Origin of the sequence: Streptomyces sp. NRRL S-31, assembly GCF_000718775.1 — a bacterium.
In the GTDB taxonomy this organism is placed as follows: Bacteria; Actinomycetota; Actinomycetes; order Streptomycetales; family Streptomycetaceae; genus Streptomyces.
In genome coordinates this window covers 1-21582 of sequence record NZ_JOCB01000037.1, presented here as the reverse complement: position 1 = coordinate 21582, position 21582 = coordinate 1, and the positions used below count along the sequence as shown (strand labels likewise).

General features: G+C 73.1%; 22 protein-coding genes and 1 pseudogene. 9 read left to right on the top strand and 14 right to left on the bottom strand.

Annotated elements, in window-relative coordinates; genetic code table 11:
• The first annotated feature begins 3 nt into the window (after positions 1 to 3).
• From IF37_RS0116605 to pssA, 3 genes are all read left to right on the top strand, one after another.
• Complete coding sequence (locus IF37_RS0116605) at positions 4 to 1209, top strand: acyl-CoA dehydrogenase family protein (protein WP_030742737.1); 1206 nt, start codon at positions 4 to 6, stop codon at positions 1207 to 1209.
• A gap of 170 nt (positions 1210 to 1379) precedes the next feature.
• The gene (locus tag IF37_RS0116600; RefSeq protein ID WP_030742735.1) at positions 1380 to 2036 is read left to right on the top strand and encodes a phosphatidylserine decarboxylase; all 657 of its coding nucleotides are present in this window, start codon (positions 1380 to 1382) and stop codon (positions 2034 to 2036) included.
• Between the two features lie 22 nt (positions 2037 to 2058).
• Positions 2059 to 2877, top strand: a complete 819-nt coding sequence (gene pssA / locus IF37_RS0116595) for a CDP-diacylglycerol--serine O-phosphatidyltransferase (protein ID WP_030742733.1) — start codon at positions 2059 to 2061, stop codon at positions 2875 to 2877.
• Between the two features lie 110 nt (positions 2878 to 2987).
• Here pssA and IF37_RS0116590 read toward each other — a convergent pair whose 3' ends face one another.
• Entirely contained in the window at positions 2988 to 4139 is a 1152-nt protein-coding gene (locus IF37_RS0116590) for a glycerate kinase (RefSeq protein WP_079165774.1), read from the bottom strand.
• Positions 4140 to 4289: 150 nt separating this feature from the next.
• On the opposite strand from IF37_RS0116590, the gene IF37_RS0116585 reads away from it, so the two are divergent.
• From IF37_RS0116585 to IF37_RS0116565, 5 genes are all read left to right on the top strand, one after another.
• The gene (locus tag IF37_RS0116585; RefSeq protein ID WP_030742723.1) at positions 4290 to 5363 is read left to right on the top strand and encodes an ADP-ribosylglycohydrolase family protein; all 1074 of its coding nucleotides are present in this window, start codon (positions 4290 to 4292) and stop codon (positions 5361 to 5363) included.
• Between the two features lie 28 nt (positions 5364 to 5391).
• On the top strand, positions 5392 to 5886 hold the full coding sequence (locus IF37_RS0116580) for an NUDIX hydrolase (RefSeq protein WP_030742721.1): 495 nt from the start codon (positions 5392 to 5394) through the stop codon (positions 5884 to 5886).
• Between the two features lie 100 nt (positions 5887 to 5986).
• Positions 5987 to 6736, top strand: a complete 750-nt coding sequence (locus IF37_RS0116575; RefSeq protein ID WP_030742718.1) for an NAD-dependent deacylase — start codon at positions 5987 to 5989, stop codon at positions 6734 to 6736.
• A gap of 132 nt (positions 6737 to 6868) precedes the next feature.
• A complete protein-coding gene (locus IF37_RS0116570) occupies positions 6869 to 7543 on the top strand; it encodes a DUF6313 family protein (protein WP_253915783.1) in 675 nt (224 codons plus the stop codon).
• A 2-nt stretch (positions 7544 to 7545) separates the two neighbouring features.
• Entirely contained in the window at positions 7546 to 7908 is a 363-nt protein-coding gene (locus tag IF37_RS0116565; protein ID WP_158727348.1) for a hypothetical protein, read from the top strand.
• Positions 7909 to 7924: 16 nt separating this feature from the next.
• Here the strand turns inward: IF37_RS0116565 and IF37_RS0116560 are convergent, their stop codons facing one another.
• The 13 genes and pseudogenes from IF37_RS0116560 to IF37_RS0116505 all read right to left on the bottom strand — a co-directional run bounded on the left by IF37_RS0116560 (position 7925) and on the right by IF37_RS0116505 (position 19919).
• A complete protein-coding gene (locus IF37_RS0116560; protein ID WP_030742710.1) occupies positions 7925 to 8407 on the bottom strand; it encodes a methylated-DNA--[protein]-cysteine S-methyltransferase in 483 nt (160 codons plus the stop codon).
• 11 nt (positions 8408 to 8418) lie between these two features.
• Complete coding sequence (locus IF37_RS0116555) at positions 8419 to 9897, bottom strand: AlkA N-terminal domain-containing protein (protein ID WP_301540335.1); 1479 nt, start codon at positions 9895 to 9897, stop codon at positions 8419 to 8421.
• 82 nt (positions 9898 to 9979) lie between these two features.
• On the bottom strand, positions 9980 to 10801 hold the full coding sequence (locus IF37_RS0116550; protein ID WP_052845220.1) for a methylenetetrahydrofolate reductase: 822 nt from the start codon (positions 10799 to 10801) through the stop codon (positions 9980 to 9982).
• Between the two features lie 369 nt (positions 10802 to 11170).
• Positions 11171 to 11623: a hypothetical protein gene (locus tag IF37_RS0116545; RefSeq protein WP_030742701.1), complete on the bottom strand. Its 453-nt coding sequence runs from the start codon at positions 11621 to 11623 to the stop codon at positions 11171 to 11173.
• A 190-nt stretch (positions 11624 to 11813) separates the two neighbouring features.
• A complete protein-coding gene (locus IF37_RS0116540) occupies positions 11814 to 12323 on the bottom strand; it encodes an O-acetyl-ADP-ribose deacetylase (RefSeq protein WP_030742699.1) in 510 nt (169 codons plus the stop codon).
• Positions 12320 to 13729 carry an NAD(P)/FAD-dependent oxidoreductase gene (locus IF37_RS0116535; protein ID WP_030742696.1) on the bottom strand — a complete coding sequence of 470 codons (1410 nt, stop codon included), beginning with the start codon at positions 13727 to 13729 and terminating at the stop codon, positions 12320 to 12322. Before IF37_RS0116535 ends, IF37_RS0116540 begins: the two co-directional genes overlap by 4 nt.
• Positions 13730 to 13823: 94 nt before the next feature.
• A complete protein-coding gene (locus tag IF37_RS0116530; RefSeq protein ID WP_030742693.1) occupies positions 13824 to 14669 on the bottom strand; it encodes an inositol monophosphatase family protein in 846 nt (281 codons plus the stop codon).
• A gap of 95 nt (positions 14670 to 14764) precedes the next feature.
• Positions 14765 to 16627, bottom strand: coding sequence for a gamma-glutamyltransferase family protein (locus IF37_RS0116525; RefSeq protein WP_030742690.1), 1863 nt, complete (start codon positions 16625 to 16627; stop codon positions 14765 to 14767).
• A gap of 233 nt (positions 16628 to 16860) precedes the next feature.
• Positions 16861 to 17055: pseudogene (locus IF37_RS45810) on the bottom strand (hypothetical protein); the annotation flags it as partial.
• Complete coding sequence (locus IF37_RS0116520) at positions 17052 to 17561, bottom strand: universal stress protein (RefSeq protein ID WP_063886393.1); 510 nt, start codon at positions 17559 to 17561, stop codon at positions 17052 to 17054. The gene IF37_RS0116520 and the pseudogene IF37_RS45810, both read right to left, overlap by 4 nt.
• A complete protein-coding gene (locus tag IF37_RS0116515; protein WP_063886392.1) occupies positions 17558 to 18910 on the bottom strand; it encodes an MFS transporter in 1353 nt (450 codons plus the stop codon). Before IF37_RS0116515 ends, IF37_RS0116520 begins: the two co-directional genes overlap by 4 nt.
• 122 nt (positions 18911 to 19032) lie before the next feature.
• Entirely contained in the window at positions 19033 to 19365 is a 333-nt protein-coding gene (locus tag IF37_RS0116510) for a carboxymuconolactone decarboxylase family protein (protein WP_030742685.1), read from the bottom strand.
• Positions 19365 to 19919 (bottom strand): hypothetical protein, encoded by a 555-nt coding sequence (locus IF37_RS0116505; protein ID WP_030742683.1) that lies wholly within the window; start codon positions 19917 to 19919, stop codon positions 19365 to 19367. The genes IF37_RS0116510 and IF37_RS0116505 overlap by 1 nt, the downstream gene beginning before the upstream one ends.
• Before the next feature lie 531 nt (positions 19920 to 20450).
• On the opposite strand from IF37_RS0116505, the gene IF37_RS0116500 reads away from it, so the two are divergent.
• The gene (locus tag IF37_RS0116500; RefSeq protein WP_253915782.1) at positions 20451 to 21338 is read left to right on the top strand and encodes a LysR family transcriptional regulator; all 888 of its coding nucleotides are present in this window, start codon (positions 20451 to 20453) and stop codon (positions 21336 to 21338) included.
• The last annotated feature ends 244 nt before the right edge of the window (positions 21339 to 21582 follow it).

Below are 21582 nucleotides of genomic sequence, written 5' to 3'. Positions count from 1 at the left end.
GCCATGGCCCGTCTCGCCCAGACCGCCGGTCTCACGGACGTCCAGCAGGAGATCCTCTCCACCGTCCGGGACTTTGTCGACAAAGAGATCATTCCGGTCGCGACCGGGCTGGAGCACCGCGACGAGTACCCGCAAGCGATCGTGGACGGGCTGAAGGAACTCGGCCTCTTCGGTCTGATGATCCCCGAGGAGTACGGGGGCCTGGGCGAGTCGCTGCTCACCTACGCGCTGTGCGTGGAGGAGATCGCCCGTGGCTGGATGTCGGTGTCCGGCATCATCAACACGCACTTCATCGTCGCGTACATGCTCAAGCAGCACGGCACGCGGGAGCAGAAGGAGTACTTCCTGCCCCGTATGGCCGCCGGTGACATCCGGGGCGCCTTCTCGATGTCGGAGCCGGGCCTGGGCTCCGACGTGTCGGCCATCACGTCCAAGGCGGTCCGGGACGGCGACGAGTACGTCCTGAACGGCCAGAAGATGTGGCTGACGAACGGCGGCACGTCCTCGCTCGTGGCCGTCCTGGTCCGCAGTGACGAAGGACACCCCGAGGGCACGGCACCCCACAAGTCGATGACCACCTTCCTGGTCGAGAAGGAGCCGGGTTTCGGTGAGGTCCGTCCCGGTCTGACCATCCCCGGCAAGATCGAGAAGATGGGCTACAAGGGCGTCGACACCACCGAGTTGATCATGGACGGCCTGCGCGTACCGGCCGACCGGGTGCTCGGCGGGGTCACCGGCCGAGGTTTTTACCAAATGATGGACGGCGTCGAGGTCGGCCGGGTCAACGTGGCCGCGCGCGGCTGCGGCGTCGCACAGCGCGCCTTCGAACTGGGGGTCGGGTACGCCCAGCAGCGGCACACCTTCGGCAAGCCGATCGCCCAGCACCAGGCCATCCAGTTCAAGCTGGCGGAGATGGCCACGAAGGTCGAGGCCGCGCACGCGCTGATGGTCAACGCCGCCCGCAAGAAGGACTCGGGGCAGCGCAACGACCTGGAGGCCGGCATGGCGAAGTACCTGGCCTCCGAGTACTGCAAGGAGGTCGTGGAGGACGCCTTCCGGATCCACGGCGGCTACGGTTTCTCCAAGGAGTACGAGATCGAGCGCCTCTACCGCGAGGCCCCGATGCTGCTCATCGGTGAAGGTACCGCCGAGATCCAGAAAATGATCATCGGGCGCCGACTGCTCGAAGAGTATCGATTCCAGGGCTGATTGTCCGAATACGGGGTGTTTTCTTCGAGAAGAAGATCACACCCCGTAGACGCTCTTCGGCCGCCGACTCGGCTTCCTGGCTTGCCGAGTTGTGGCCCGCGACCGGTACGATCCGAGAAAGCCGCCGTCCCCCGTTCAGAGCGCGGCATCATCCGCTACGAAGGTCATCCATGCCCCACAGCCAAACCTCTGCACACCGCGACCGCCTGGTAGGCGCACGCCTCGCGCGCGGAGCATCGCCGTGGCTTCTCCCGACCGTCGCCACCGCAGCCCTCAGCCTGGCCCGCGCCCGTCGCTCGGGCGTCGCCAAGGCCGTCGCCGTACCCGCCACCGCGCTCGCGGCGGGCATGCTGTGGTTCTTCCGCGACCCCGAGCGTGAGATCGCCCCGGGCCGCGTCATCTCGCCCGCCGACGGTGTGGTGCAGAGCATCATGCCGTGGAAGGACGGGCGCACCCGCGTCGCGATCTTCATGAGCCCGCTCAACGTGCACGTGAACCGGGCGCCCCTGGCGGGCACCGTGACGTCGGTCGAGCACATCCCCGGCGGCTTTGTTCCGGCTTTCAACAAGGAGAGCGAGAACAACGAGCGCGTAGTCTGGCATTTCGACACCGAACTCGGCGACATCGAGATGATCCAGATCGCCGGCGCGGTGGCCCGCCGCATCGTGCCCTACCTCCCGGAAGGCACGAAGGTCGAGCAGGGCGACCGCATCGGTCTGATCCGCTTCGGCTCGCGTGTCGACCTCTACCTGCCCGAGGGCGTGGAGGTCGCGGTCGAGGTCGGTCAGAAGACCGTGGCTGGGGTGACTCGCATTGACCGTGATTGATCCGGAGACCCAGGCGGGCTGGGTGCCCGAGGCGGACGAGGTGGACGAAGAGGAGGAGATGCCCCTCTCTCTCCGCCTCTCGATAGCGGACACCCTCACGCTGGGCAACGCGACGTGCGGCTTCATGGCGGTGTACTTCACCACCACCGGCATCCTGATCCCGCACCTCACCGGCAGCCAGGAGTCCGGCATGGCCCGCCACAGCGCGGCCACGGCGGTCATCCTGATGCTCTGCGCGGCGGTCTTCGACCTGTTCGACGGCCTGGTGGCGCGCAAGCTGCGCTCGTCGCCGATGGGCGCCGAACTGGACAACCTGTCGGACCTGATCAGCTTCGGCCTCGCCCCCGCGTACTTCGTGCTCGTCTACGGCATGGTCGCCGACGACGCGCACCAGCGGGTGGCGGCGGTGGGCGCGATCGTGGTGCTGCTGGCGGTGGTCCTGAGACTGGCCCGCTTCTCCTGCGTGACGCTGAAGGACGGCATGTTCCAGGGCATGCCCTCGCCGTTCGGCGCGCTGACGGTCGTGTCGATCGTGCTGCTGGAGCTGCCCTTCGTGGCGACGCTGCTGGCCATCCTGGGGACGGCGTGGCTGATGGTGAGCCGCGTGGAGTACCCGAAGCCGCGGGGCCGCCTCGCCGGCGCCATGCTCTCCTGGATCGTCCTGTCCATGGGCCTCCTGGCCGCCTGGGCGTTCGACGCCCCCAGCGGCCAGCTGCTCCTCCAGACGGGCTGCGCGCTCCAGCTGGTGATGGGCGCGGTGATCCCGCTGTTCGCCACGGCCCGCCGGGTGAACACCTTCCGTGACAACCGCCGCGAGGCGCGGGCGGCGCAGCTCCCGTAGCGCTCCGCCCCGAGTGCCCCGGACCCGGTCGGGTCCGGGGCACTCTGCTGTCCGGGGCACTCCGCTGTCCGGGGCCGGGGGCGCGGCCCGGGCCGCGCCCCCGGGGGGGCTCAGCCCAGGCGGGTCTCGGCGATGCGCGCGGCGACCCGCTCGAGGATCGGCCCCGCGTCCGCGATGCACTTCGACACGTCCGGCTCGACCGAGGTGAGGGGGTAGGCCGCGCCGATCCCGGCCCCGGCGAGGGCCTCGGCGGACAGGGCGAGCCGTCCGCACACCGCCACGACCTCCTTGCCCGCGGCCCGGGCGGCCGCGGCCACGCCCGCCGGCGCCTTCCCGTGCAGGGTCTGCTCGTCCAGGGAGCCCTCCCCGGTGATGACCAGCGAGGCCCGCTCCAGGGCGGGGGCGAAGCCCAGCACGTCCAGCATGACCTCGATGCCGGGCCGGAAGCGCGCGCCGAGCAGGAGCGCGCCGTAGCCGATGCCGCCCGCCGCGCCCGCGCCCGGCGACGCCGCGTACTCGGCGGCCCGCGGCCCGGCCTCTGCCTCCAGCACCTTCGCGAAGTGGGCGAGCGCCGCGTCCAGGGCCGCCACGTCCTCGGGGGAGGCACCCTTCTGCGGGCCGTAGACGGCGGGGGCGCCCTTCGGACCGGTCAGCGGGTTGTCGACGTCGCTGGCCAGCACCAGCTCCACCGAGGACAGCCGGGGGTCCAGGCCGGAGAGGTCCGCGCGGGCCAGCTCCGCCAGGCCGCCGCCGCCCGGGGGCACCGGCTCGCCGTCCTCGGTCAGGAACCGGGCGCCCAGCGCCGCCAGCATGCCCGCGCCGCCGTCCGTGGTGGCGCTGCCGCCCACGCCGAACACGATCGTCCGGGCGCCAGCGTCCAGCGCGGCCCGCAGCAGCTCCCCGGAGCCGTACGTGGAGGCGGTGAGCGGGGCGAAGACGCCCGCCGGGAGCCGCTGGAGGCCGCTCGCCTCGGCCATCTCCACCACCGCGGTGCCGTCGCGCAGCGCGAACGCGGCCGTCACCTCCCGGCCCAGCGGACCGGTGACCCGTACCTCGCGGCGCTCGAAGCCGGCCGCGACCGCCGCGTCCACGGTCCCGTCGCCGCCGTCGGCCACGGGGAGCGCCTCGATCCGGAGATCCGGCACGACCCGGCGCAACCCGGCCGTCACCCGCTCGGCGACCTGCACGGCCGTCAGCGAGCCCTTGAACTTGTCCGCGGCGATGAGCACCCGACGGGTCTCGTTCCCTACAGCGTCCGCCACCTTGTCTTCCCCTTGCTCTCCGGGCCCCGCGCAGGGCGGGGCCAGTCGCGCCGCTGCGACCATAACCGCAGGACACCCCCGCCGTCATGCCCCGCCCGAACCCTGGGAAGGCCGCGGGGAGCCGGCCGGCGGAGCGGGTACACCCCTGCCATGAGCACCCAGCACACCGGGCCGGACCTCGCCGACCGCATCCACGGCGGCTGGCTCGGCCGGATCGCCGGCAACATGCTCGGCAAGCCGGTGGAACAGGGCGAGGTGTGGACCCGCGACCGCATCGACCGCTACCTCCGCCGGGCCGCCGCCCTGCCGCTGACCGACTACCTCCCCGAACCCGCCGACCCGGACGAGGCCGCCGCGCTGCGCCCGGAGTGGCGCCGGTGCGTGCGCGGCCGGATCGACGGCAGCTGCCGGGACGACGACGTCGACTACGCCATCCTCGGCCTGCACCTGCTGGAGACCCACGGCTTCGGCTTCAGCACCGAGCAGGTCGGCGACCTGTGGCTGCTCCGGCTGCCGTACCTCCAGACGTTCACGGCGGAACGGGCGGCGTACCGCAACCTGGCGACCGGGATGCGGCCGCCGCTGACGGCGACGTACGACAACCCGTACCAGGAGTGGATCGGCGCGCTGATCCGCGCCGACGTCTACGGCTGGACCTGCCCCGGTGACCCGCCGCGCGCCGCCGGACTGGCCCGCCGGGACGCGGTCCTCTCGCACACCGGCAACGGCGTCTACGGCGCCATGTGGGCCGCCGCCCTGATCGCGGCGGCGTTCACCGCCCCGACCGTCCGGGACGCCGTGGACACCGCGCTGACGGTCGTCCCGGCGAGCAGTCGCCTGGCCCGGACCGTGCGGCGGGTGGCGGGCCTGCACGAGGCGCGGCTGCCCTGGGAGGAGACCCTGGCCACGGTCTCCGCGGAGACCGCCGGACTCGGCTGGATCCACACCGTCCCGAACGCCGCCGTCCTCACCGCCGGGCTGCTCTACGGCGACGGCGACTTCACCCGGACCCTCGCCCTGACCGTGCGCGGCGGGCTGGACACCGACTCCAACGGGGCGACGGCCGGCTCGGTGGCCGGCGTCCGCACCGGGGCGCGGGCCATTCCGGCCCAGTGGCGGGAGCCGCTGCGGGACACGGTCCGCAGCGCGGTGTTCGGCTTCGACGGGGTGCGGATCAGCGCGCTGGCCGAACGCACCCTGCGCCTGGCGGCGAGCGGGTCATAGGGGCGGGCCGGGTGGTTACCCTTCCTGGATGACCACCAGTGATGACTTCGCCGCCTACATCGCGAGCCTGCCCCGCATCCTCGCCGGTGCCGCCGCGCTCTTCCGGGACGCCGCGGGCCGGGTGCTGCTCGTGGAGCCCAACTACCGCGACGGCTGGGCGCTTCCGGGCGGAACCGTCGAGTCCGACACCGGGGAGACGCCGCGCCAGGGCGCCCGCCGGGAGACGCTGGAGGAGATCGGGCTCGACCGGCCGCTGGGCCGGCTGCTGGCGGTGGACTGGGCGCACGGCGTGGGCCGGCCGCCGCTGGTGGCGTACCTGTACGACGGCGGTGTCCTCACCGAGACCGAGCTGAAGGCCATCCGCCTCCAGGAGGAGGAGCTGCTGTCCTGGCGCCTGGTCCCGCGCGAGGAGATCACCGCCCATCTGCCGGGCGCGCTCGGCCGCCGGGTGCTGGTCGCCCTGGACGTCCTGGCGGACGGCTCCGGCACGGCGGAGCTGGAGAACGGCCACCGCGCGGCGTGAGGGCCCGGCCCCGCGCGCGGTCCGGGACGACCGGCTCCACGGCGGGGCGTCACGCAAATCCGTTCGCGGCGGCCCGCGGGCCGCGCCTACCCTCGGTGCCATGGCCAAGCCCCTCGTCGCCCTGTTCAGCGGAGCCGGCATCTCCACCGACTCCGGCATCCCCGACTACCGCGGGCCGAACGGGCTGTGGCGGCGCGACCCGGAGGCCGAGAAGCTCGTGACCTACGAGTACTACATGGCCGATCCTAAGATCCGGCGGCGGTCCTGGCGGATGCGGTACGAGACCCAGGCGCTCGGGGCCGAGCCGAACGCGGCGCACCGGGCCGTCGCCGAGCTGGAACGGTCCGGCGTGCCGGTGCGGGTGATCACGCAGAACGTGGACGGGCTGCACCAGCGGGCCGGGGTGCCCGCCCGCAAGGTGCTCGAACTGCACGGCAGCGCGCGGAGCGTGGTGTGCACCGGGTGCGGTGCGCGGGGGCCGATGGAGGAAGCGCTGGCCCGGGTGGCGGCTGGCGAGGAGGACCCGGCCTGCCGGACGTGCGGGGGCGTCCTGAAGCCGGCGACCGTGATGTTCGGCCAGCCGCTGGACCCGGTGGTCCTCGGCGACGCCCTCGCGGTCAGCAAGGCGTGCACGGTGTTCGTCGCCGTCGGCAGCAGCCTCCAGGTGCACCCCGCCGCCGGACTGGTCGGGGTCGCCGCCGACCACGGCGCCCGCCTGGTCATCGTCAACGCCGAACCGACCCCGTACGACGAGCGCGCGCACGAGATCGTCCGGGAGCCCATCGGCACCGCGCTGCCCGCGCTGCTGGACCGCGTCCGTGCCGGGGGTGCCGAAAGCCCCGGGAGCTGAGCCCGAGCGGGCCGCCGGGCCGAACTCCCGCCGTGGCAAGGCCCGTCGGGCGCGGGCCGGAGTCCCGCCCCCGCGCCGGGGCACCGCCGGGCTCTGTGCGAGCATGCGCTCAGCGATCCACGAAGGGGGGCCATGTTGGCTGGGGGACCCATCCCGATCCCGCCGGACCTGAAGCTGGCGCCGGCCGGGAACCGACTGCGGCGGCGGCTGCGCCGGGCGTGGCGGTCACGCAAGGCGCTCAAGGGAGTCACCCAGTGGCTCATAGACTGGGGGCTGCCGCTCACCGCCGGCGCGCTGGCGCTCTACCTCTACGCCGCGCGCACCACCTCGCCCAGTCACGTGTACCGGGCGTTCACGCTCCTCGACCCGCCGGAGGGCTTCGCGCTCTGGCTGCCGTCCGTCGTCGGCTGGCTGCTGGTTCCCGCCATCATCGGTGGGGTGGCGGGTCACGTCATCGCCCAGCGCATCAGCAGCGTGAAGGCGGTCTCCACCGAGACGCTGTTCCGCCGGCGCACCTGGGGCCAGCGGCTGCGGCCCCCCGGCCTCATCCCGGACCTGCGGACGTACTTCCACGGCTCCCACGCCCAGCAGAACTTCGTCGACTCCTGGGTGCGGGTCGCCCACCGCAACGACTGGGAACGGGCCCAGGACCACTGGGAGGTCTTCATCCGCGACATGGCCTCCACCCAGCAGTACGCTCATCTGGACCGGCACGAGTGCCTGCGGCAGGCCCGGGACACCGCCCATCTGACGCTCGTCCTCACGGCACAGGCGGGTCTGTGCATCGTCTGTGAGAGGAGGCGGTGACCGTGCGGTCCGAAGACGCCGTGGAGGTCGTACGCGCCTCCCTCGCCCTGGCCTTCCCCGGCGCGTCGGTGGAAGGGCTCTCCAAGGCCGCGGAACTCGTCGTCCAATGGGGGTCCGAAGGGGTGGCGGACCACCTCGACCAGGCCCTGACCCGGCGGATGCTGCTGGATCTGATGGGGGTCGTGGGCATGGGCCTCGTCCCGGCCGACCCCGAGTGGGAGGCGGGCGCCCAGCCGGCCCGCTTCCGCACCTGGTCGAGGCCGGAGGAGGCCGGGGACGACTTCCCGTTCCGGCACCGCCCGCCGGGCCCCGACGACGGCGAACCGCCGCCCCGGCGCCGCCGCCCCGACACCTCCGCCGGCTGACCCGCCGCCGGGCGGGTCAGAAGAGGGCGGTGCCGCGTTCGAAGTCCAGCAGGCGGCGCTTGCGGTCCAGGCCGCCGCCGTAGCCGGTGAGGCCGCCGCCCGCGCCGATCACCCGGTGGCAGGGCACGATGATGCCGACCGGGTTCCTGCCGTTGGCGAGCCCGACGGCGCGGGACGCCCTGGGATTGCCCAGTTCGTCGGCGAGTTGGCCGTAGGTACGGGTCTCCCCGTAGGGGATGCGGGTCAGCCGCTCCCAGACGAGGCGCTGGAACGGGGTGCCGTGCAGGCGGACGTCGAGCGTGAACTCCGTCAGCTCGCCCTCGAAGTAGGCCGAGAGCTGTTCCCGCGCCGCGCCGCAGAGGCCGTCGTCGCGTGCGCCGAAGGTCTCCTGCGGCGGGCGGTGGCGCTGGTCGGTCATGTAGAGGCCGCACAGGACGCCGTCGTCGGCGACGAGGGTGAGCGGGCCGTAGGGGCTGTCGATGACGGTGTGCTGCTTCATGTCGGGGGTCCTCACGCGGGCAGGAGGTTGATCGGGTGGCTGTCGGTCGCCCACAGGTACTGCACCGCGTACGCCCGCCAGGGCCGCCAGCTCTCCGCGCGGGCGGTGAGCGCGGCCGGGGTGGACGGCAGGCCCAGTGTCCCGGCGGCGCGCCGGATGCCGAGGTCGGTGGGGAGGAACGCGTCGGGGTCGCCGAGGGCGCGCATGGCGATGACGTCCGCGGTCCAGGGTCCGATGCCGGGCAGGGCGAGGAGCCGGGCGCGGGTCCGGGCCCAGTCTGCGTCCACTCCCAGGTGCAGCTCCCCGTCGGCCAGCCGGCGGACGAGGGTGGTGAAGGTGGTGCGCCGGGTGCGGGGCACCGCCAGGGTGCCGGGGTCGACGGCGGCCAGCGCCCCGGGCGGCGGGAACAGGTGGGTGAGGCCGCCCTCGGGGTCCTCCAGGGGTTCGCCGTGCGCGGTGACCAGGCGGGCCGCGTGGGTGCGGGCGGCGGCGGTGGACACCTGCTGGCCGAGGACGGCCCGGACGGCGAACTCGGCCTCGTCGACCGTGCGCGGTACCCGGCGGCCCGGCGCCCGCTCGACCAGCGGCGCGAGCAGCGGGTCGGCGCGCAGCCGGTCGTCGACGGCGACCGGGTCGGCGTCCAGGTCGAGCAGGCGGCGGCAGCGGCTGATGGCCACGGTCAGGTCCCGCAGGTCGCTCAGGGTGAGCCGGCAGGCGATGTGGTCGGGGCGGGGGGCGAGGGCGACGATGCCGTGCCCGTACGGCAGCCGCAGGGTCCTTCGGTAGGCGCCGTCCCGCCACTCCTCCACGCCGGGTACGGCGGTGGCGGCGAGGTGGCCGAAGAGGTTGGACGGGTGGAGCGGGGCGCGGAACGGCAGCCGCAGGGTGAGCGTGCCGGGGGTGCCCGCGCCGCTCGCCGGCACCCGGGCGCGCAGTGCGCTCGGGGACAGCGCGAAGACCTCGCGGACGGTGTCGTTGAAGGCGCGGACGGAGGCGAAGCCGGCCGCGAAGGCGATCTCCGCCATGGGCAGCGGGGTGGTCTCGATGAGCAGCCGTGCGGTCTGGGCGCGCTGGGCGCGGGCCAGGGCGAGGGGGCCGGCGCCCAGTTCGGCGACGAGCTGGCGCTCCACCTGCCGGGTGCTGTAGCCGAGCCGGGCGGCCAGTCCGGGCACGCCGTCGCGGTCCACGACACCGTCGGCGATCAGCCGCATGGCCCGGGCCACCAGGTCGGCGCGCCGGTTCCACTCCGGGGAGCCGGGGCTGGTGTCGGGCCGGCAGCGCTTGCAGGCCCTGAACCCGGCCTGCTGGCAGGCGGCGGCGCTCGGGTGGAACGTCATGTTCTCCGGCTTGGGCGGCACCACCGGGCAGCTCGGCCGGCAGTAGATCCGGGTGGTCAGCACGGCCGTGTAGAACCATCCGTCGAACCGCGCGTCCTTGGACCGCACGGCGCGTACGCAGTGGTCCCGGTCGAGGTGCATCCCTGTTCGCATGGGTCCAGCATCGGCCACCGCCCGCCCCGGTCGCTGGCGGAAATCCGACACGTACGTGCGCCTGACCGGCGGTCCGGCCCTTTCACCCGGCCGGGGCCGCCGAGGTGTCCCGCTGCCGGAACCGGTTGATCCACTCGGCGGTGGCGCGCAGCCCGCCGAACGTGTAGAAGTGCACCTTCACCGTGCCGTGCCGGGCCGGGTCGTAGTCGCGGGCCAGCGCGTGCAGGAAGCGGTCCGGGCCCGTGGTGCCCATGAGGTTGGTCAGCGAGAAGCCGTACTTGCGGGCGACGGAGGCGCTGGTGCCGACGCCGAACCGGGTGGCGTAGCCCAGCAGCCGGCGCACGCCCGCGGGGCCGGGCACGCCGACGCGGACGGGCAGGCGCACGCCCCGGGCGCGGAGGGTCTCCAGCCAGTCGAGGACGGGTTCGGCGTCGAAGCCGAACTGGGTGATGACGTCGCCGTCGAACCGGTCGGCGCCGATGGCCGCGGCCTTGTCGGTGAGCGCCGACCACAGGTCCGGGCCGGCTATGCCGGGGTGGCCCTCGGGGTAGCCGGTGATGCCGACGTGCCGGACGCCGTGGCGGCGGAGCAGTCCGGTGCGCAGGACGGCGAGGGCGTCCGGGTAGGGGCCCTCGGGCCGGGCGGGGTCGCCGCCGACGACGAACACGTTGTCGCCGGTGCCGTCGGCGGCGAGCCCGGCGAGGAACTCCTCCAGCGCGGAGCGGGAGGGCAGCCGGCGGGCGGAGATGTGCGGTACGGGGACGAAGCCGAGGCGCTTGACCGCGCGGGCGGCCGTCAGCCGGGTGGCGGTGTCCTCGCCGGCCAGGAACGTGATGTTGATCCGGGTGCCCGGCGGGATGCCGGCGCCCGCCTCCTCCAGCCTGGCCACGTCCTTGCCGGTCATCTCCAGGGAGAAGTCGTCCAGCAGGCGGGCGCGCGGCAGCGGGACGCCGCCCGTCGGCGAGGCGCCCGGCCCCGCGCTCCCGGCGCCGGACGGGCGCGGCGCACCGGCCTCGGGTGACTCGGTGAGAGCGGGGTTCATCGGGCTCCTCGTACGGCTGCGGTCCTGACCCCGGCCGATGATGCCACGCGGGCCGCGGGAGCCGGGGTGCGGGGGCGCCGCCGGCGGCCTCGCGCACCGGTGTGAGGGGGTCGCACAGCGCGGCGCGGCCCCGTGCGCGGGGCCACGCCGATCCGCCGGGCCCGGTCCGGGCGTCGTACGGGCCTTACGGGCCTCGTACGGGCCTCGTCCGGGCCTCGTACGGGAAAGCCCCTAGCTCACCGCTTCCTGCCGGGACGCCAGGGCCCAGATCACGAAGACGTCGATCGCCATCAGGATCACCGACCAGAGGGGCGAGTAGGGCAGGAACAGGAACTGGGCGATGAGGCTGAGCGAGACCAGGAACAGTCCGACGAAGCGGGCCCAGGTCATGTCCTTGAGCAGCCCGATGCCGGTCAGCAGGACCAGCGCGCCGAGGACGATGTGGATCGTGCCCCAGCCGGTGAGGTTCATCTTGTAGACGTAGGCACCGATGCGGACGTAGACGTCGTTCCCGGCGATCGCGGCGATGCCCTGGAAGATGGCGAGGATGCCGCTGCACAGCATGAGTACTCCGGCGAAGACGACGCCGCCGGTGACCCAGCCGCTGCCGCGGGCCGTGGACTGCCGTGGCGGCCATGCGTCGCCCGAGGCGTTCGGTCCGGTGGGGTGCGCTGCCTGGCTCATGGGCGTTCCTTTCTGCCTCCCCCGCGTGAGCGGTGCGCACGGTCCTCCCGAGGGCGCACCGGCACTCCGAGCGTTGGCCAGACAGCTTTCGGACGCACCATGGATTACGCCGTTCGGGTGAACATCCGTTTCGGGTGATCGTCCGGGGGCGGTGCGATGGGCGGCGGCGTGGCGGGTGGCGGTGTGGCCGTCAGCCGACCTGCCGGGCGAACGCCTCGTACGCCCGCTCGTCGAAGAGCACGAACCGGACCTCCTCGACGGCCGTCGGCGTGCTCCGCACCGCGGCTACCGCGATCCTGGCCGCGTCCTCCATCGGCCAGCGGTAGACGCCGGTGGAGACGGCCGGGAACGCCACGCTGCGGGCGCCGAGTTCACCGGCGACGCGCAGGGACTCGCGGTAGCAGGAGGCGAGCAGGTCCGAGCGGTCCTCGGTGGCGGACCAGACCGGGCCCACGGTGTGGATCACCCAGCGGGCGTCGAGGTCGCCGGCCGTGGTGGCGACCGCCTGGCCGGTGGGCAGGCCCTTGCCGTACCGGGAGGCGCGCAGGGCACGGCACTCCCTCAGGACGGCGGGGCCGCCGCGGCGGTGGATCGCGCCGTCCACTCCCCCGCCGCCGAGGAGGGAGGAGTTGGCCGCGTTGACGACGGCGTCGACGCGCTGCCGCGTGATGTCGCCCCGGGCGAGGGTGATGGTGGTCATCTCTGCCTCAGTCTCCGCCAGACGGCCTTGGCCGCGTTGTGGCCCGACATCCCGTGGACCCCGGGCCCCGGCGGGGTGGCCGAGGAGCAGATGAAGACGGCCGGGTGGGGGGTGTGGTAGGGGAAGAGGGAGATTTTGGGGCGCAGCAGCAGCTGGAGTCCAGAGGCCGCGCCGCAGGCGATGTCCCCGCCGACGTAGTTCGCGTTGCGGGCGGCCATCTCGGCGGGCCCGGCGGTGGCGCGGGCGAGCACACGGTCGCGGAAGCCGGGCGCGAACCGCTCCAGCTGGCGTTCTATGGCCTCGGTGAGGTCCCCGGACCAGTTGTTCGGCACATGGCCGTACGCCCAGAAGACGTGCTTGCCCTCGGGGGCGCGGGTGGGGTCCGCCACGCTCGGCTGCACGGTGATCATGAAGGGCCGCTCCGGGGCGCGGCCCGCGCGGGCGGCGGCGTGCAGTGCGTCGCGGATCTCGGTGTGGTCCGCGCCGATCTGGACGGTGCCGGCGGTGCGGGCCTCGGGCGCGGTCCAGGGGACGGGGCCGTCCAGCGCGTAGTCGATCTTGAAGACGCTGGGGCCGTAGCGGTAGTTCGCGTAGTGGTCGCCGAAGCCGGCGATGCGGGCGAGCGCGGTGGGCGAGGTGTCGAAGACGTACGCGCGCGCGGGCGGCAGGTCGTCCAGGCGCTTGACCTCGTAGTCGGTGTGCACCGCACCGCCGAGGTCGGTCAGGTAGGCGGCGAGGGCGTCGGAGATGGCCTGGGAGCCGCCGCGGGCCACCGGCCAGCCGCGGGCGTGCGCGGAGAGGGCGAAGACCAGCCCGATCGCGCTGGTGGCCAGACCGCCCAGCGGTGCCATCACATGGGCGACGAGTCCGGCGAAGAGGGTCTTGACCCGCTCGTCCCTGAAGCGGCGCATCAGCCACGTGGACGGCGGGAGCCCGGCCAGGCCGAAGCGGGCCAGGGTGACGGGGTCGCGCGGCAGCGCGGTCGACGGCAGGGACATGAAGTCCCGTACGAGGGTGTCCCAGTGGGCGAGCAGCGGCTCGACCAGTCTGCGGTACGGGCCCGCGTCCCGCGGTCCGAAGGAGGCGGCGGTCTCGGCGACGGAGCGGGAGAGCACGGCCGCGCTGCCGTCCGGGAACGGGTGGGCCATGGGCAGCGGGGCGTGCAGCCATTCGAGCCCGTACCGGTCGAGCGGCAGGGCCCGGAACGCGGGCGAGTTGACGCCGAGGGGGTGGGCGGCCGAACACGGGTCGTGCCGGAAACCGGGCAGGGTCAGTTCCTCGGTGCCGGCGCCGCCGCCCACGGTGGGCCGCGCCTCGAACAGGGCCACGGAGAAGCCGCGGCGGGCCAGCTCCACGGCAGCGGTCAGTCCGTTCGGTCCCGCTCCCACCACGACCGCATCGAGCATCGACGGCACCTTCGGACCCCTTCGTCAGCCGACGGCCAGTGGGGGCCAGCATATGCCGCGGGACCGGCGCCGACCCGGCCCGGGTGGCCGGGGTTCAGGACCCGGCGCGCAGCAGGCCGGCCACCCGGCGGGCGGTGGCAGCGTCCCGGGCGGCGGTGAACGGCAGGGCGTTGCCGCCGGTGACGCGGAAGGGCTCGCCGGTCAGGGTGAGGTGCGCGCCGCCCGCCTCCTCGACCAGGAGCAGTCCCGCCGCGTGGTCCCAGGCGGCCTCCCAGGAGAACGCGACGGCGTCCACCTCGCCCCGGGCGACGGCGAGGTACTCCAGGCCCGCGGAGCCGCACGCGCGCGGGGCGAGGCCGTCGGTCCACAGGGCGCGCAGCGCGCGCTTCTGGTCGTCGGTGGTGTAGTCCGGGTGGGAGGTGGCGACGACGAGGTCCCGGCCGGGCCCGGGCGGACCGGCGAACAGCCGCTCGCCGTCCAGGAAGGCGCCCTTGCCGCGGACGGCGGTGGCGAAGGCGCCGCGCGCCGCGGCGTAGGTCCAGGAGGCGAGCACGGTGCCCCGGTGGGCGAGCGCCACCAGGGTGCAGAAGCCGTCGTCGCCGTGGACGAACTGGCGGGTGCCGTCGACCGGGTCGACGATCCAGACCGGCGCGTCGCCCTGGAGCGCCCCGTACACCGCCGGGTCGGCGTGCACCGCTTCCTCGCCGACGACGACCGAGCCGGGCAGCAGGGCGCGGAGGTCCGCGGTGAGCCGTGCCTCGGCGAGGCGGTCGGCGTCCGTCACCAGGTCGTGCGGGCCGCTCTTCTGGTCCACCTCGTGCGCGGCGAGGCGGCGGAAGCGGGGCAGGATCTCGGCCGCGGCGGCCTCGCGGACCGCCGTCTCCACGTCGGCCGAGCGGCGGGCGAGAAACTCCTCGATGGTTTCCGTCTCTTCGATCATGTGTCCCATCACAGCACGTCCCTCTGACAATCCCCGCCCCGCGGGTGAACCCGGGGTGGAATCGGACGGAACAGCGGGTGCCGCCGGCCGGGCCGTCAGCGGCCGACGGCGTACCCCTGCATGCCGCGCGGGTTCGCCGCCGCCGACAGGATGCCGGTCTCCGGGTCCCGGGCCACCGCGCACAGCCGCCCCTCGGACCAGGCGGGGCCGACGGTGACGTCATGGCCGCGCCGCCGCAGTTCCGCGATCACCGCCGGGTCCGTACGGGACTCCACGGTCACGCTGCCGGGGCGCCGGCGGCGCGGGTGGAAGGAGCTGGGGAAGCTGTCGTTGTGCCAGTTGGGGGCGTCGATGGCGCCCTGGAGGTCGAGGCCGCCGCGGACCGGGGCGCGCAGGGTGGCGGCGAGGAAGAAGTGCAGCTGCCACTGGTCCTGCTGGTCGCCGCCGGGCGTGCCGAACGCCATGACCGGCACGCCGTCACGGAGCGCCAGCGACGGGGTGAGGGTGGTGCGGGGGCGGCGGCCGGGGGTGAGGGAGCCGGGCAGGCCCTCCTCCAGCCAGGTCATCTGGAGGCGTGTGCCGAGCGGGAAGCCGAGTTCGGGGACGACGGGGTTGGACTGGAGCCAGCCGCCGCTGGGCGTGGCCGCGATCATGTTGCCCCAGCGGTCGACGACGTCCAGGTGGCAGGTGTCGCCGCGGGTGGTGCCGTCGGCGGCCACCTCGGCCTCCCCGGTCACCTGCGCCTCCCCGGTCGCCTCCGCGAGGGTCGGCGCGCCGGGCAGCGGCGCGACGGTCGGCTCGCCGGCGCCCATCGGGTCGAAGCCGGGCACCGGACCGGCCGGTACGCGCGCGTGCGCGTGTGCGGGCAGCCGCGGGGTGCGTCCGCCGGGGCTGCCGGGGCGCAGCTCGTAGGAGGCCGCATCGCCGATCAGGGTCCGCCGCCGCGCGTTGTAGCCGTCCGACAGCAGCTCTGCGAGGGGGACCTCGGCGGCGTCGCCGTACCATGCCTCGCGGTCGGCCATGGCGAGCTTGCAGCCCTCGATCAGCAGGTGGACGTAGTCGGCACCGCCGTACGCGGGCAGTTCGGGCGGGAGCAGGGCGAGTTGCTGGAGCAGCACGGGGCCCTGGCTCCAGGGTCCGGCCTTGCACACGGTCCAGCCGTCCCGGTCGTACGTCACCGGCGCCTCGTAGCCGGCCGACCAGCCGGCCAGGTCGGCCCCGGTGAGCGTGCCGGTGTGCCGTTCACCGCTGGTGTCCATGGTGGGCCGCCCGGACTGCCGTACCAGGGCCTCGGCGATGAAGCCGGAGCGCCACACCTCGCGCGCGGCGTCGATCCGGGCCTCCCGGCCGCCCGCGCGCGCGGTCTCGGCCAGCAGCCGCTTCCAGGTGGCGGCGAGCGCGGGGTTGCGCAGCAGCGTGCCGGGCCGGGGCGGCCTGCCGCCCGGCAGGTACACCTCGGCCGACGAGGTCCACTCGGTCTCGAACAGCCGCCGCACGCTCGCGACGGTCGCGCCGACGTTCTCCACGGGAGCGTGCCCGTGCTCGGCGTACCCGATGGCGTACTTCAGCACGTCCTCAAGGGACTTGGTGCCGTGGTCGCGCAGGAGGAGGAGCCAGGCGTCGAAGGCGCCGGGCACGGCGGCGGCGAGCGGTCCGGTGCCGGGGACGAGGTCCAGCCCGAGCCCCCGGTAGTGGGCGGCCGAGGCGCCCGCCGGGGCCACGCCCTGCCCGCACAGCACGCGTACGGCGCCGCCCGCCGGGGCGAGCAGGATCGGCACCTCGCCGGCCGGCCCGTTCAGGTGCGGCTCGACGACGTGCAGCACGAAGGCGCCGGCCACGGCCGCGTCGAAGGCGTTGCCGCCGTCCTCCAGGACCGCCATCGCCGACTGCGAGGCCAGCCAATGGGTGGAGGAGACCATGCCGAAGGTGCCCTGGAGGGTGGGACGGGTCGTGAACATGGGGCCTCTCACCTCGCTGTTTACGTGCCGCGGCCCAGGTGGTGGGCGCTCAGGACGGGTCCTGGGGAGAATCCGGGGAGTTCGCGCCGGCGGCCCCCTTCTCCCACTCCCCCGGAAGGCTATCGATCGCCGTACGCCCCTTCTTCCCCGCCTCCGGCACGAAGTGGGCATATCGCCTTCACCGTCACCGTCGGGAGCACCAACGACTGCACCCGGTTCACGGCCGTGATGGACGCGATTCCCGGACAGTCGAATCCGCCGTTCTCGTGGTTCATGCGCTGGATGGCACGTGTACCGGACACCGGGCCGGGCTCGCGCACGAGGAACTGCGCGACACTCTTCGCCGCGCCCCATCCGGCTGCGGGGTGCCGGTAGGGGCTGGACTCCGGGGCTTTCCTCCCGCTCCGGGCTTCTTCGTGTGCAGTCATCGTGTTCCCTCCGTCGTCGCTGCGGGGGTGTTCCGACCCGTGCCGAACGCGACGGCGGCAGCCGGCGGCAGGCCGTCGCCGTGGATGACCAAGGCTGGACAGGGGGCGTGCTCGGCGCATGCGGCACTGACCGATCCCAGCAGGAGACCCGCGAAACCGCCGTGGCCCCTGCTGCCGAGCACGAGCATCCGGGCACCCACGCTCGCGCCGAGCAGGACGGCCGCGGCGGCGCCCTCACGAACCGTGATCCGCAGGTTCCCGGGCGGGGCATCGCCGAACACCTCGGCGCAGCAGGCAGACAGCATGGCGCCGGCGTCGGCGGCGGGGTCCCAGTCGTCGGCCACGCCGGTCCAGGAAGGGGGGTTCTGCCACGCGGTCACGGCCTCCAGCACGCCTCCCATCGTGGCGGTCATGTAACCGCCCCAGACCAGAGCCCGTTTGGACGGGGGTGAGCCGTCGACGCCCACGACGATCCGCGGGGCCGTGACAGGTGTCGGCTGGTTCATCGCTGTTCGTCTCCCTTGGGTGCCAGAACGTCGCCGTGCGAGGAGGAACGGTGAGCGGACGCAGCACGGGGGCTGATCCCGTCGGCGCGCACATCGACCGCGGTGTCGTGCCGGCTGGACACGGGCACCGCGGGAGCGGATGGGGCCGGGGCGGACCGGCGTCCGAGAGTGCCGGCGAAAGCCATTGCCGCGAACAGCATCACGGTTGTGCCGTACTCGTAGGCAGCCCTTGCCACCCCGCCGCCGTACACGACGATCACTCCGGCAACGATCGTCGGCAGGCCGAAGCCGAGATATGAAATCAGGTACATGACCGACAACAGCCCCGACCGCTCGTGTGGTTCGGCGAGCGGTACCACCGTGCGGACGCCGCCCTGGAAGCCGGCCCCGAACCCGACACCGGCGATCGCCGTGCCCACGAAGAACAGTCCGGCGGAGCCGAGCGCGACAGACAACAGGGTGATCCCCACACCACCGATGAGAGCCAGGGCCCCCACCTGCATCGTGGCAGCGGGGGCGGCATCGCGTAGCACGAGGACGGTCAGGGCACCGCAGGCCGTCAGCGTGAACAGGGCGAGTCCACCCAGCAGCGCGCCCCGACCGGGAACGACACGATGGACCAGTGCCGGGCCCAGGGAGCCGTAGAAACCGGCCAGCGCCCAGACGGCCAGCACCACCGGCGCAGCCCTCAGCAGCGGACCGCGTGCCCGCGCCGGCAGGGTCCAGCTCACACGCAGTGAGCGCAGCGCGCCAGGGGTACGGGCAGCAGTCTCGGCCATGAGGAGCACGCCGACGGCCTGCAGTACGTAGACGACCAGAAGAACGTTGTAGACGAGGTGCGTGGGCTGGGGCGCGTAGGTCACCAGAAGCCCTGATCCCATGGCGCCCACAGCGGTACCCGCGGCCGGCGTCACCGCGTTGGCGAGGGTTCCCGCCGAGCGGCTGACGTCGATCATGCCGGCGCCCACGGCACCCACGACCGTGCCGGTCGCGAACCCCTGGAGAATCCGGCCGCACACCAGATCGGGCACTCCGTCGGCGCCGGTGAAAACGACCACCGCTGCCGCTTGGACCACTATGGAGCCGAAGATCACCGGCCGGCGTCCGACGTGGTCGGAGAGCGAGCCGACGATGAGCAGGGCGAGCAGGATCGCCACCGCGTACACGCCGAAGATCACCGTGGTGGTGATCGGCGAGAAGTGCCACTCCTGCTGGTAGGTGGCGTAGAGCGGAGTGGGCGCGCTTGCCCCGGCGAGGAAGAAGACCACGACCGAGGCTTGGAGACAGAACGCCTGCCGGGGGGCCAACTGCCGGAAGGGGCCGGCCGCCCGTTCCTCGTCTGGCGTCATCGGACCTCCTGCTGCGCGGGACGCGCTGCTGCGGTCCTCGACGTACGTGGAAAGACGGGAACGGGCGGTGGCCCCGGAGACCCGCGGTGTGCGTTCTCGGCGAGGGCCCGGGGTGTGCGTTCTCAGTCCGGGAGGATGCGAGCCGCGATGGCCGAGGCGCTGATGGCCGCGGGGAAGCCCGCGTAGAACGCGATCTGTGTGATGAGCGCGCCGAGTTCGGCCCGTGTCACCCCGTTGTCGACGGCGCGCCGCAACTGCGCGGGCAGTTCTTCGGGGCGGTACAGCGCCACGACCGCGGCGACGGTGGCGATGCTGCGGTCCCGCGGGCTGAGAGCGGGATCCGCCCAGACCTCGCTGTACAGAGGGTCCTCCACCAGCTCGGTCAGGGCCGGGGTGAAGGCGCGGGCCATCTCGCGCGGCGACAACGGCGCGGAAGGTGTCGGGGACTGCGTCATCACGAGCTCCGAGCGAGGGCGTGGCGCGCGATGCTCGCGGCGAACAGCGGCGTTTCCCGCCGGTTGTGGTCACCGGAGGCGGCCTGCCGTGCGGCGACGGCCTGCTCGAAGGTGATGCCGTTCTTCTCGTTGAACTCCATGAACTCCTGGGTGGGGTGGCTGGTGACCTGGTTGGTGTAGGTGACGGTGCCGTCGCCGTTGTCCTTGACCGACAGGTCCCAGATCACCTGGACCGACGTCCAGCCGTGCGGGGTGAGCACATCGGAGGTGGACACCATGTGGCAGTGGTGCTTCTCGGCGATTTCGGCGACGTAGTGCTGGATCACCAGTCCGGTGCCGATCATCTCCACGTTGATCGACATCGGCCTGCCGTCGTCGGTCGTGGTGTACCCCGCCGCCTTGTGGTCGGGCGGGGCGCAGCGCTGGTACTCCTTGTCCGGCAGGTTCAGCAGCCAGTCAGCGATGTCGATCGCGTCCCAGGGCGCGTCGAGCGGCGCGTGCTCCGTCGAGGTGGACAGCACCAGATCGGTCAGGACCTTCTTCGGATCACTCATTGTCTGCTCTTTCAGTGAGGGCCACGGCTGGAACCGGGCCGGCTTGTGCAGGGGCAGACCGACCGGACGCTGCCGGTTCAGCCCGCCCTCGGTCATCCGTCGACCGCATCGCGGCCCAGGACGGGGCAGGGTGAGAGATTGGTGCGGGCCGGGCCGTCGCCACCGGTTCCCGCATCGGGACGACCGGTGCCACGGCGTCGGTTCGGTTTCTTCCGATGCCGCAACCCTAGAACCGGTGCACCGGTGGCGATTGCCCGTCAGCGCATCGCCGATATCCATGCGACGCACTGCGTACGGTGCCTTTCTCCGGCGGTTGCACCCGACCTTGAGAGGACTGCCGAACGCTTCGCTACGCCCTGGCTGCGAGCGTGGCACCGAGCGCGGCCAGGGCTGCCGCGGCCAGGGTGGTCAGGGTCCAGCCGCCCGTCAAGGCGCTTCGACGCCTGTCTCACATCCGCCATTCCTCTAGAGTCGGGATAAATAGCTTCGAGGTCAAAGACCGTTTTTCGATGCCAGCAATAAATGAGGTGAATGACTGTGGAATTGAGAACCCTGCGGTTTTTCGTCGCCGTGGCCGAGGAGCAGAGCTTCACCCGCGCCGCCGACCGGCTGTCCGTCGCACAGCCTGCCGTGAGTCACCAGATCCGCTCCCTGGAGAAGGAACTCGGGGAAGCACTCTTCGAACGCAATCCACGCAGCGTCCGCCTGACCGAGGCCGGCCGGGTGCTGCTTCCCCTGGCCGGCCAGACCCTCGCCGATGCCGACAGGGTGATCGCGGAGTTCGCCTCCCGCACCGCGCTGGTCACCGGCACGCTCCTCCTGGGCACTGTGGACGGGGTCCAGCACACCCGTCTGCCCGCGCTCCTGGGAGCCTTCCACCGCAGGTACCCGGGCGTCGCCGTGCAGCTCGTCGAGGGGCGCAGCGCCGGACTCATCTCGCGCGTCGAGAACGGCGAGCTGGATGCCGCCGTCGTGGCCCTGCCGGAGCATCCCCTGCCCCAGGGCATACGCAGTGTGGTCATGCTCGAAGACGAGATCGTGGCCGTCGTCCCGGCGGACTCCCCGCTGGCAGGTCGCACGAGCATCCCCATCGAGCTGCTGTCCGGAAAGACCCTGATCAGTTACGGCCAGGAGAGCGGACTGCGGCCATGGTTGCGGTCCGCGTTCGATGCCGCCGGCATCGACTTCGCCACCCGGTACGCGACCAACGACGCGGCCCTTCACGTCGCCCTGGTGGAGGCCGGCATCGGTGTCTCCCTGACGGTGGGCACCGACCGGGCTCTCGCCGGCAACCCCCGCGTCAGTGCTGTCCCGGTCAGCCCCTCCCTCACCTACCGCAAGGCACTGATCTGGCGGGGTACACCGCAGCCCACCCGACCACTGCGGGCCCTCCTGGCCCTCGGTCCCGCAGCTCCGTGACGCCGTATCCCCTCGGCACAGTCGGTGCCGACCCGGCAGAGCACACAGGTGAAACAGCGGCTCCCGCAGGCGACACTCCTGACGATCGGCAGCGGCTCTGGCCGATCGGGGGGTGAACGCGATCATTGGAGCGCGCAAACGGCCACTCAGAGGTCGTTTTCGCCAGGACTGCCCGTGTATCCAGCGATTTCTAGATCGCCGGTTTGTGGTGCTCGTGCCGCTGGAGATGCGGGTTGGTTCTTGC

What these genes read in the sequence shown, in the direction of transcription:
- IF37_RS0116605 (WP_030742737.1), top strand. Translation starts at nt 4, where the DNA reads ATGGCCCGTCTCGCCCAGACCGCCGGTCTCACGGACGTCCAGCAGGAG.
- IF37_RS0116600 (WP_030742735.1), top strand. Translation starts at nt 1,380, where the DNA reads ATGCCCCACAGCCAAACCTCTGCACACCGCGACCGCCTGGTAGGCGCA.
- IF37_RS0116585 (WP_030742723.1), top strand. Translation starts at nt 4,290, where the DNA reads ATGAGCACCCAGCACACCGGGCCGGACCTCGCCGACCGCATCCACGGC.
- IF37_RS0116580 (WP_030742721.1), top strand. Translation starts at nt 5,392, where the DNA reads ATGACCACCAGTGATGACTTCGCCGCCTACATCGCGAGCCTGCCCCGC.
- IF37_RS0116575 (WP_030742718.1), top strand. Translation starts at nt 5,987, where the DNA reads ATGGCCAAGCCCCTCGTCGCCCTGTTCAGCGGAGCCGGCATCTCCACC.
- IF37_RS0116570 (WP_253915783.1), top strand. Translation starts at nt 6,869, where the DNA reads ATGTTGGCTGGGGGACCCATCCCGATCCCGCCGGACCTGAAGCTGGCG.
- IF37_RS0116560 (WP_030742710.1), bottom strand. Translation starts at nt 8,407, where the DNA reads ATGAAGCAGCACACCGTCATCGACAGCCCCTACGGCCCGCTCACCCTC.
- IF37_RS0116555 (WP_301540335.1), bottom strand. Translation starts at nt 9,897, where the DNA reads ATGCGAACAGGGATGCACCTCGACCGGGACCACTGCGTACGCGCCGTG.
- IF37_RS0116550 (WP_052845220.1), bottom strand. Translation starts at nt 10,801, where the DNA reads ATGACCGGCAAGGACGTGGCCAGGCTGGAGGAGGCGGGCGCCGGCATC.
- IF37_RS0116545 (WP_030742701.1), bottom strand. Translation starts at nt 11,623, where the DNA reads ATGAGCCAGGCAGCGCACCCCACCGGACCGAACGCCTCGGGCGACGCA.
- IF37_RS0116540 (WP_030742699.1), bottom strand. Translation starts at nt 12,323, where the DNA reads ATGACCACCATCACCCTCGCCCGGGGCGACATCACGCGGCAGCGCGTC.
- IF37_RS0116535 (WP_030742696.1), bottom strand. Translation starts at nt 13,729, where the DNA reads ATGCTCGATGCGGTCGTGGTGGGAGCGGGACCGAACGGACTGACCGCT.
- IF37_RS0116530 (WP_030742693.1), bottom strand. Translation starts at nt 14,669, where the DNA reads ATGATCGAAGAGACGGAAACCATCGAGGAGTTTCTCGCCCGCCGCTCG.
- IF37_RS0116525 (WP_030742690.1), bottom strand. Translation starts at nt 16,627, where the DNA reads ATGTTCACGACCCGTCCCACCCTCCAGGGCACCTTCGGCATGGTCTCC.
- IF37_RS0116520 (WP_063886393.1), bottom strand. Translation starts at nt 17,561, where the DNA reads ATGAACCAGCCGACACCTGTCACGGCCCCGCGGATCGTCGTGGGCGTC.
- IF37_RS0116515 (WP_063886392.1), bottom strand. Translation starts at nt 18,910, where the DNA reads ATGACGCCAGACGAGGAACGGGCGGCCGGCCCCTTCCGGCAGTTGGCC.
- IF37_RS0116510 (WP_030742685.1), bottom strand. Translation starts at nt 19,365, where the DNA reads ATGACGCAGTCCCCGACACCTTCCGCGCCGTTGTCGCCGCGCGAGATG.
- IF37_RS0116505 (WP_030742683.1), bottom strand. Translation starts at nt 19,919, where the DNA reads ATGAGTGATCCGAAGAAGGTCCTGACCGATCTGGTGCTGTCCACCTCG.
- IF37_RS0116500 (WP_253915782.1), top strand. Translation starts at nt 20,451, where the DNA reads ATGACTGTGGAATTGAGAACCCTGCGGTTTTTCGTCGCCGTGGCCGAG.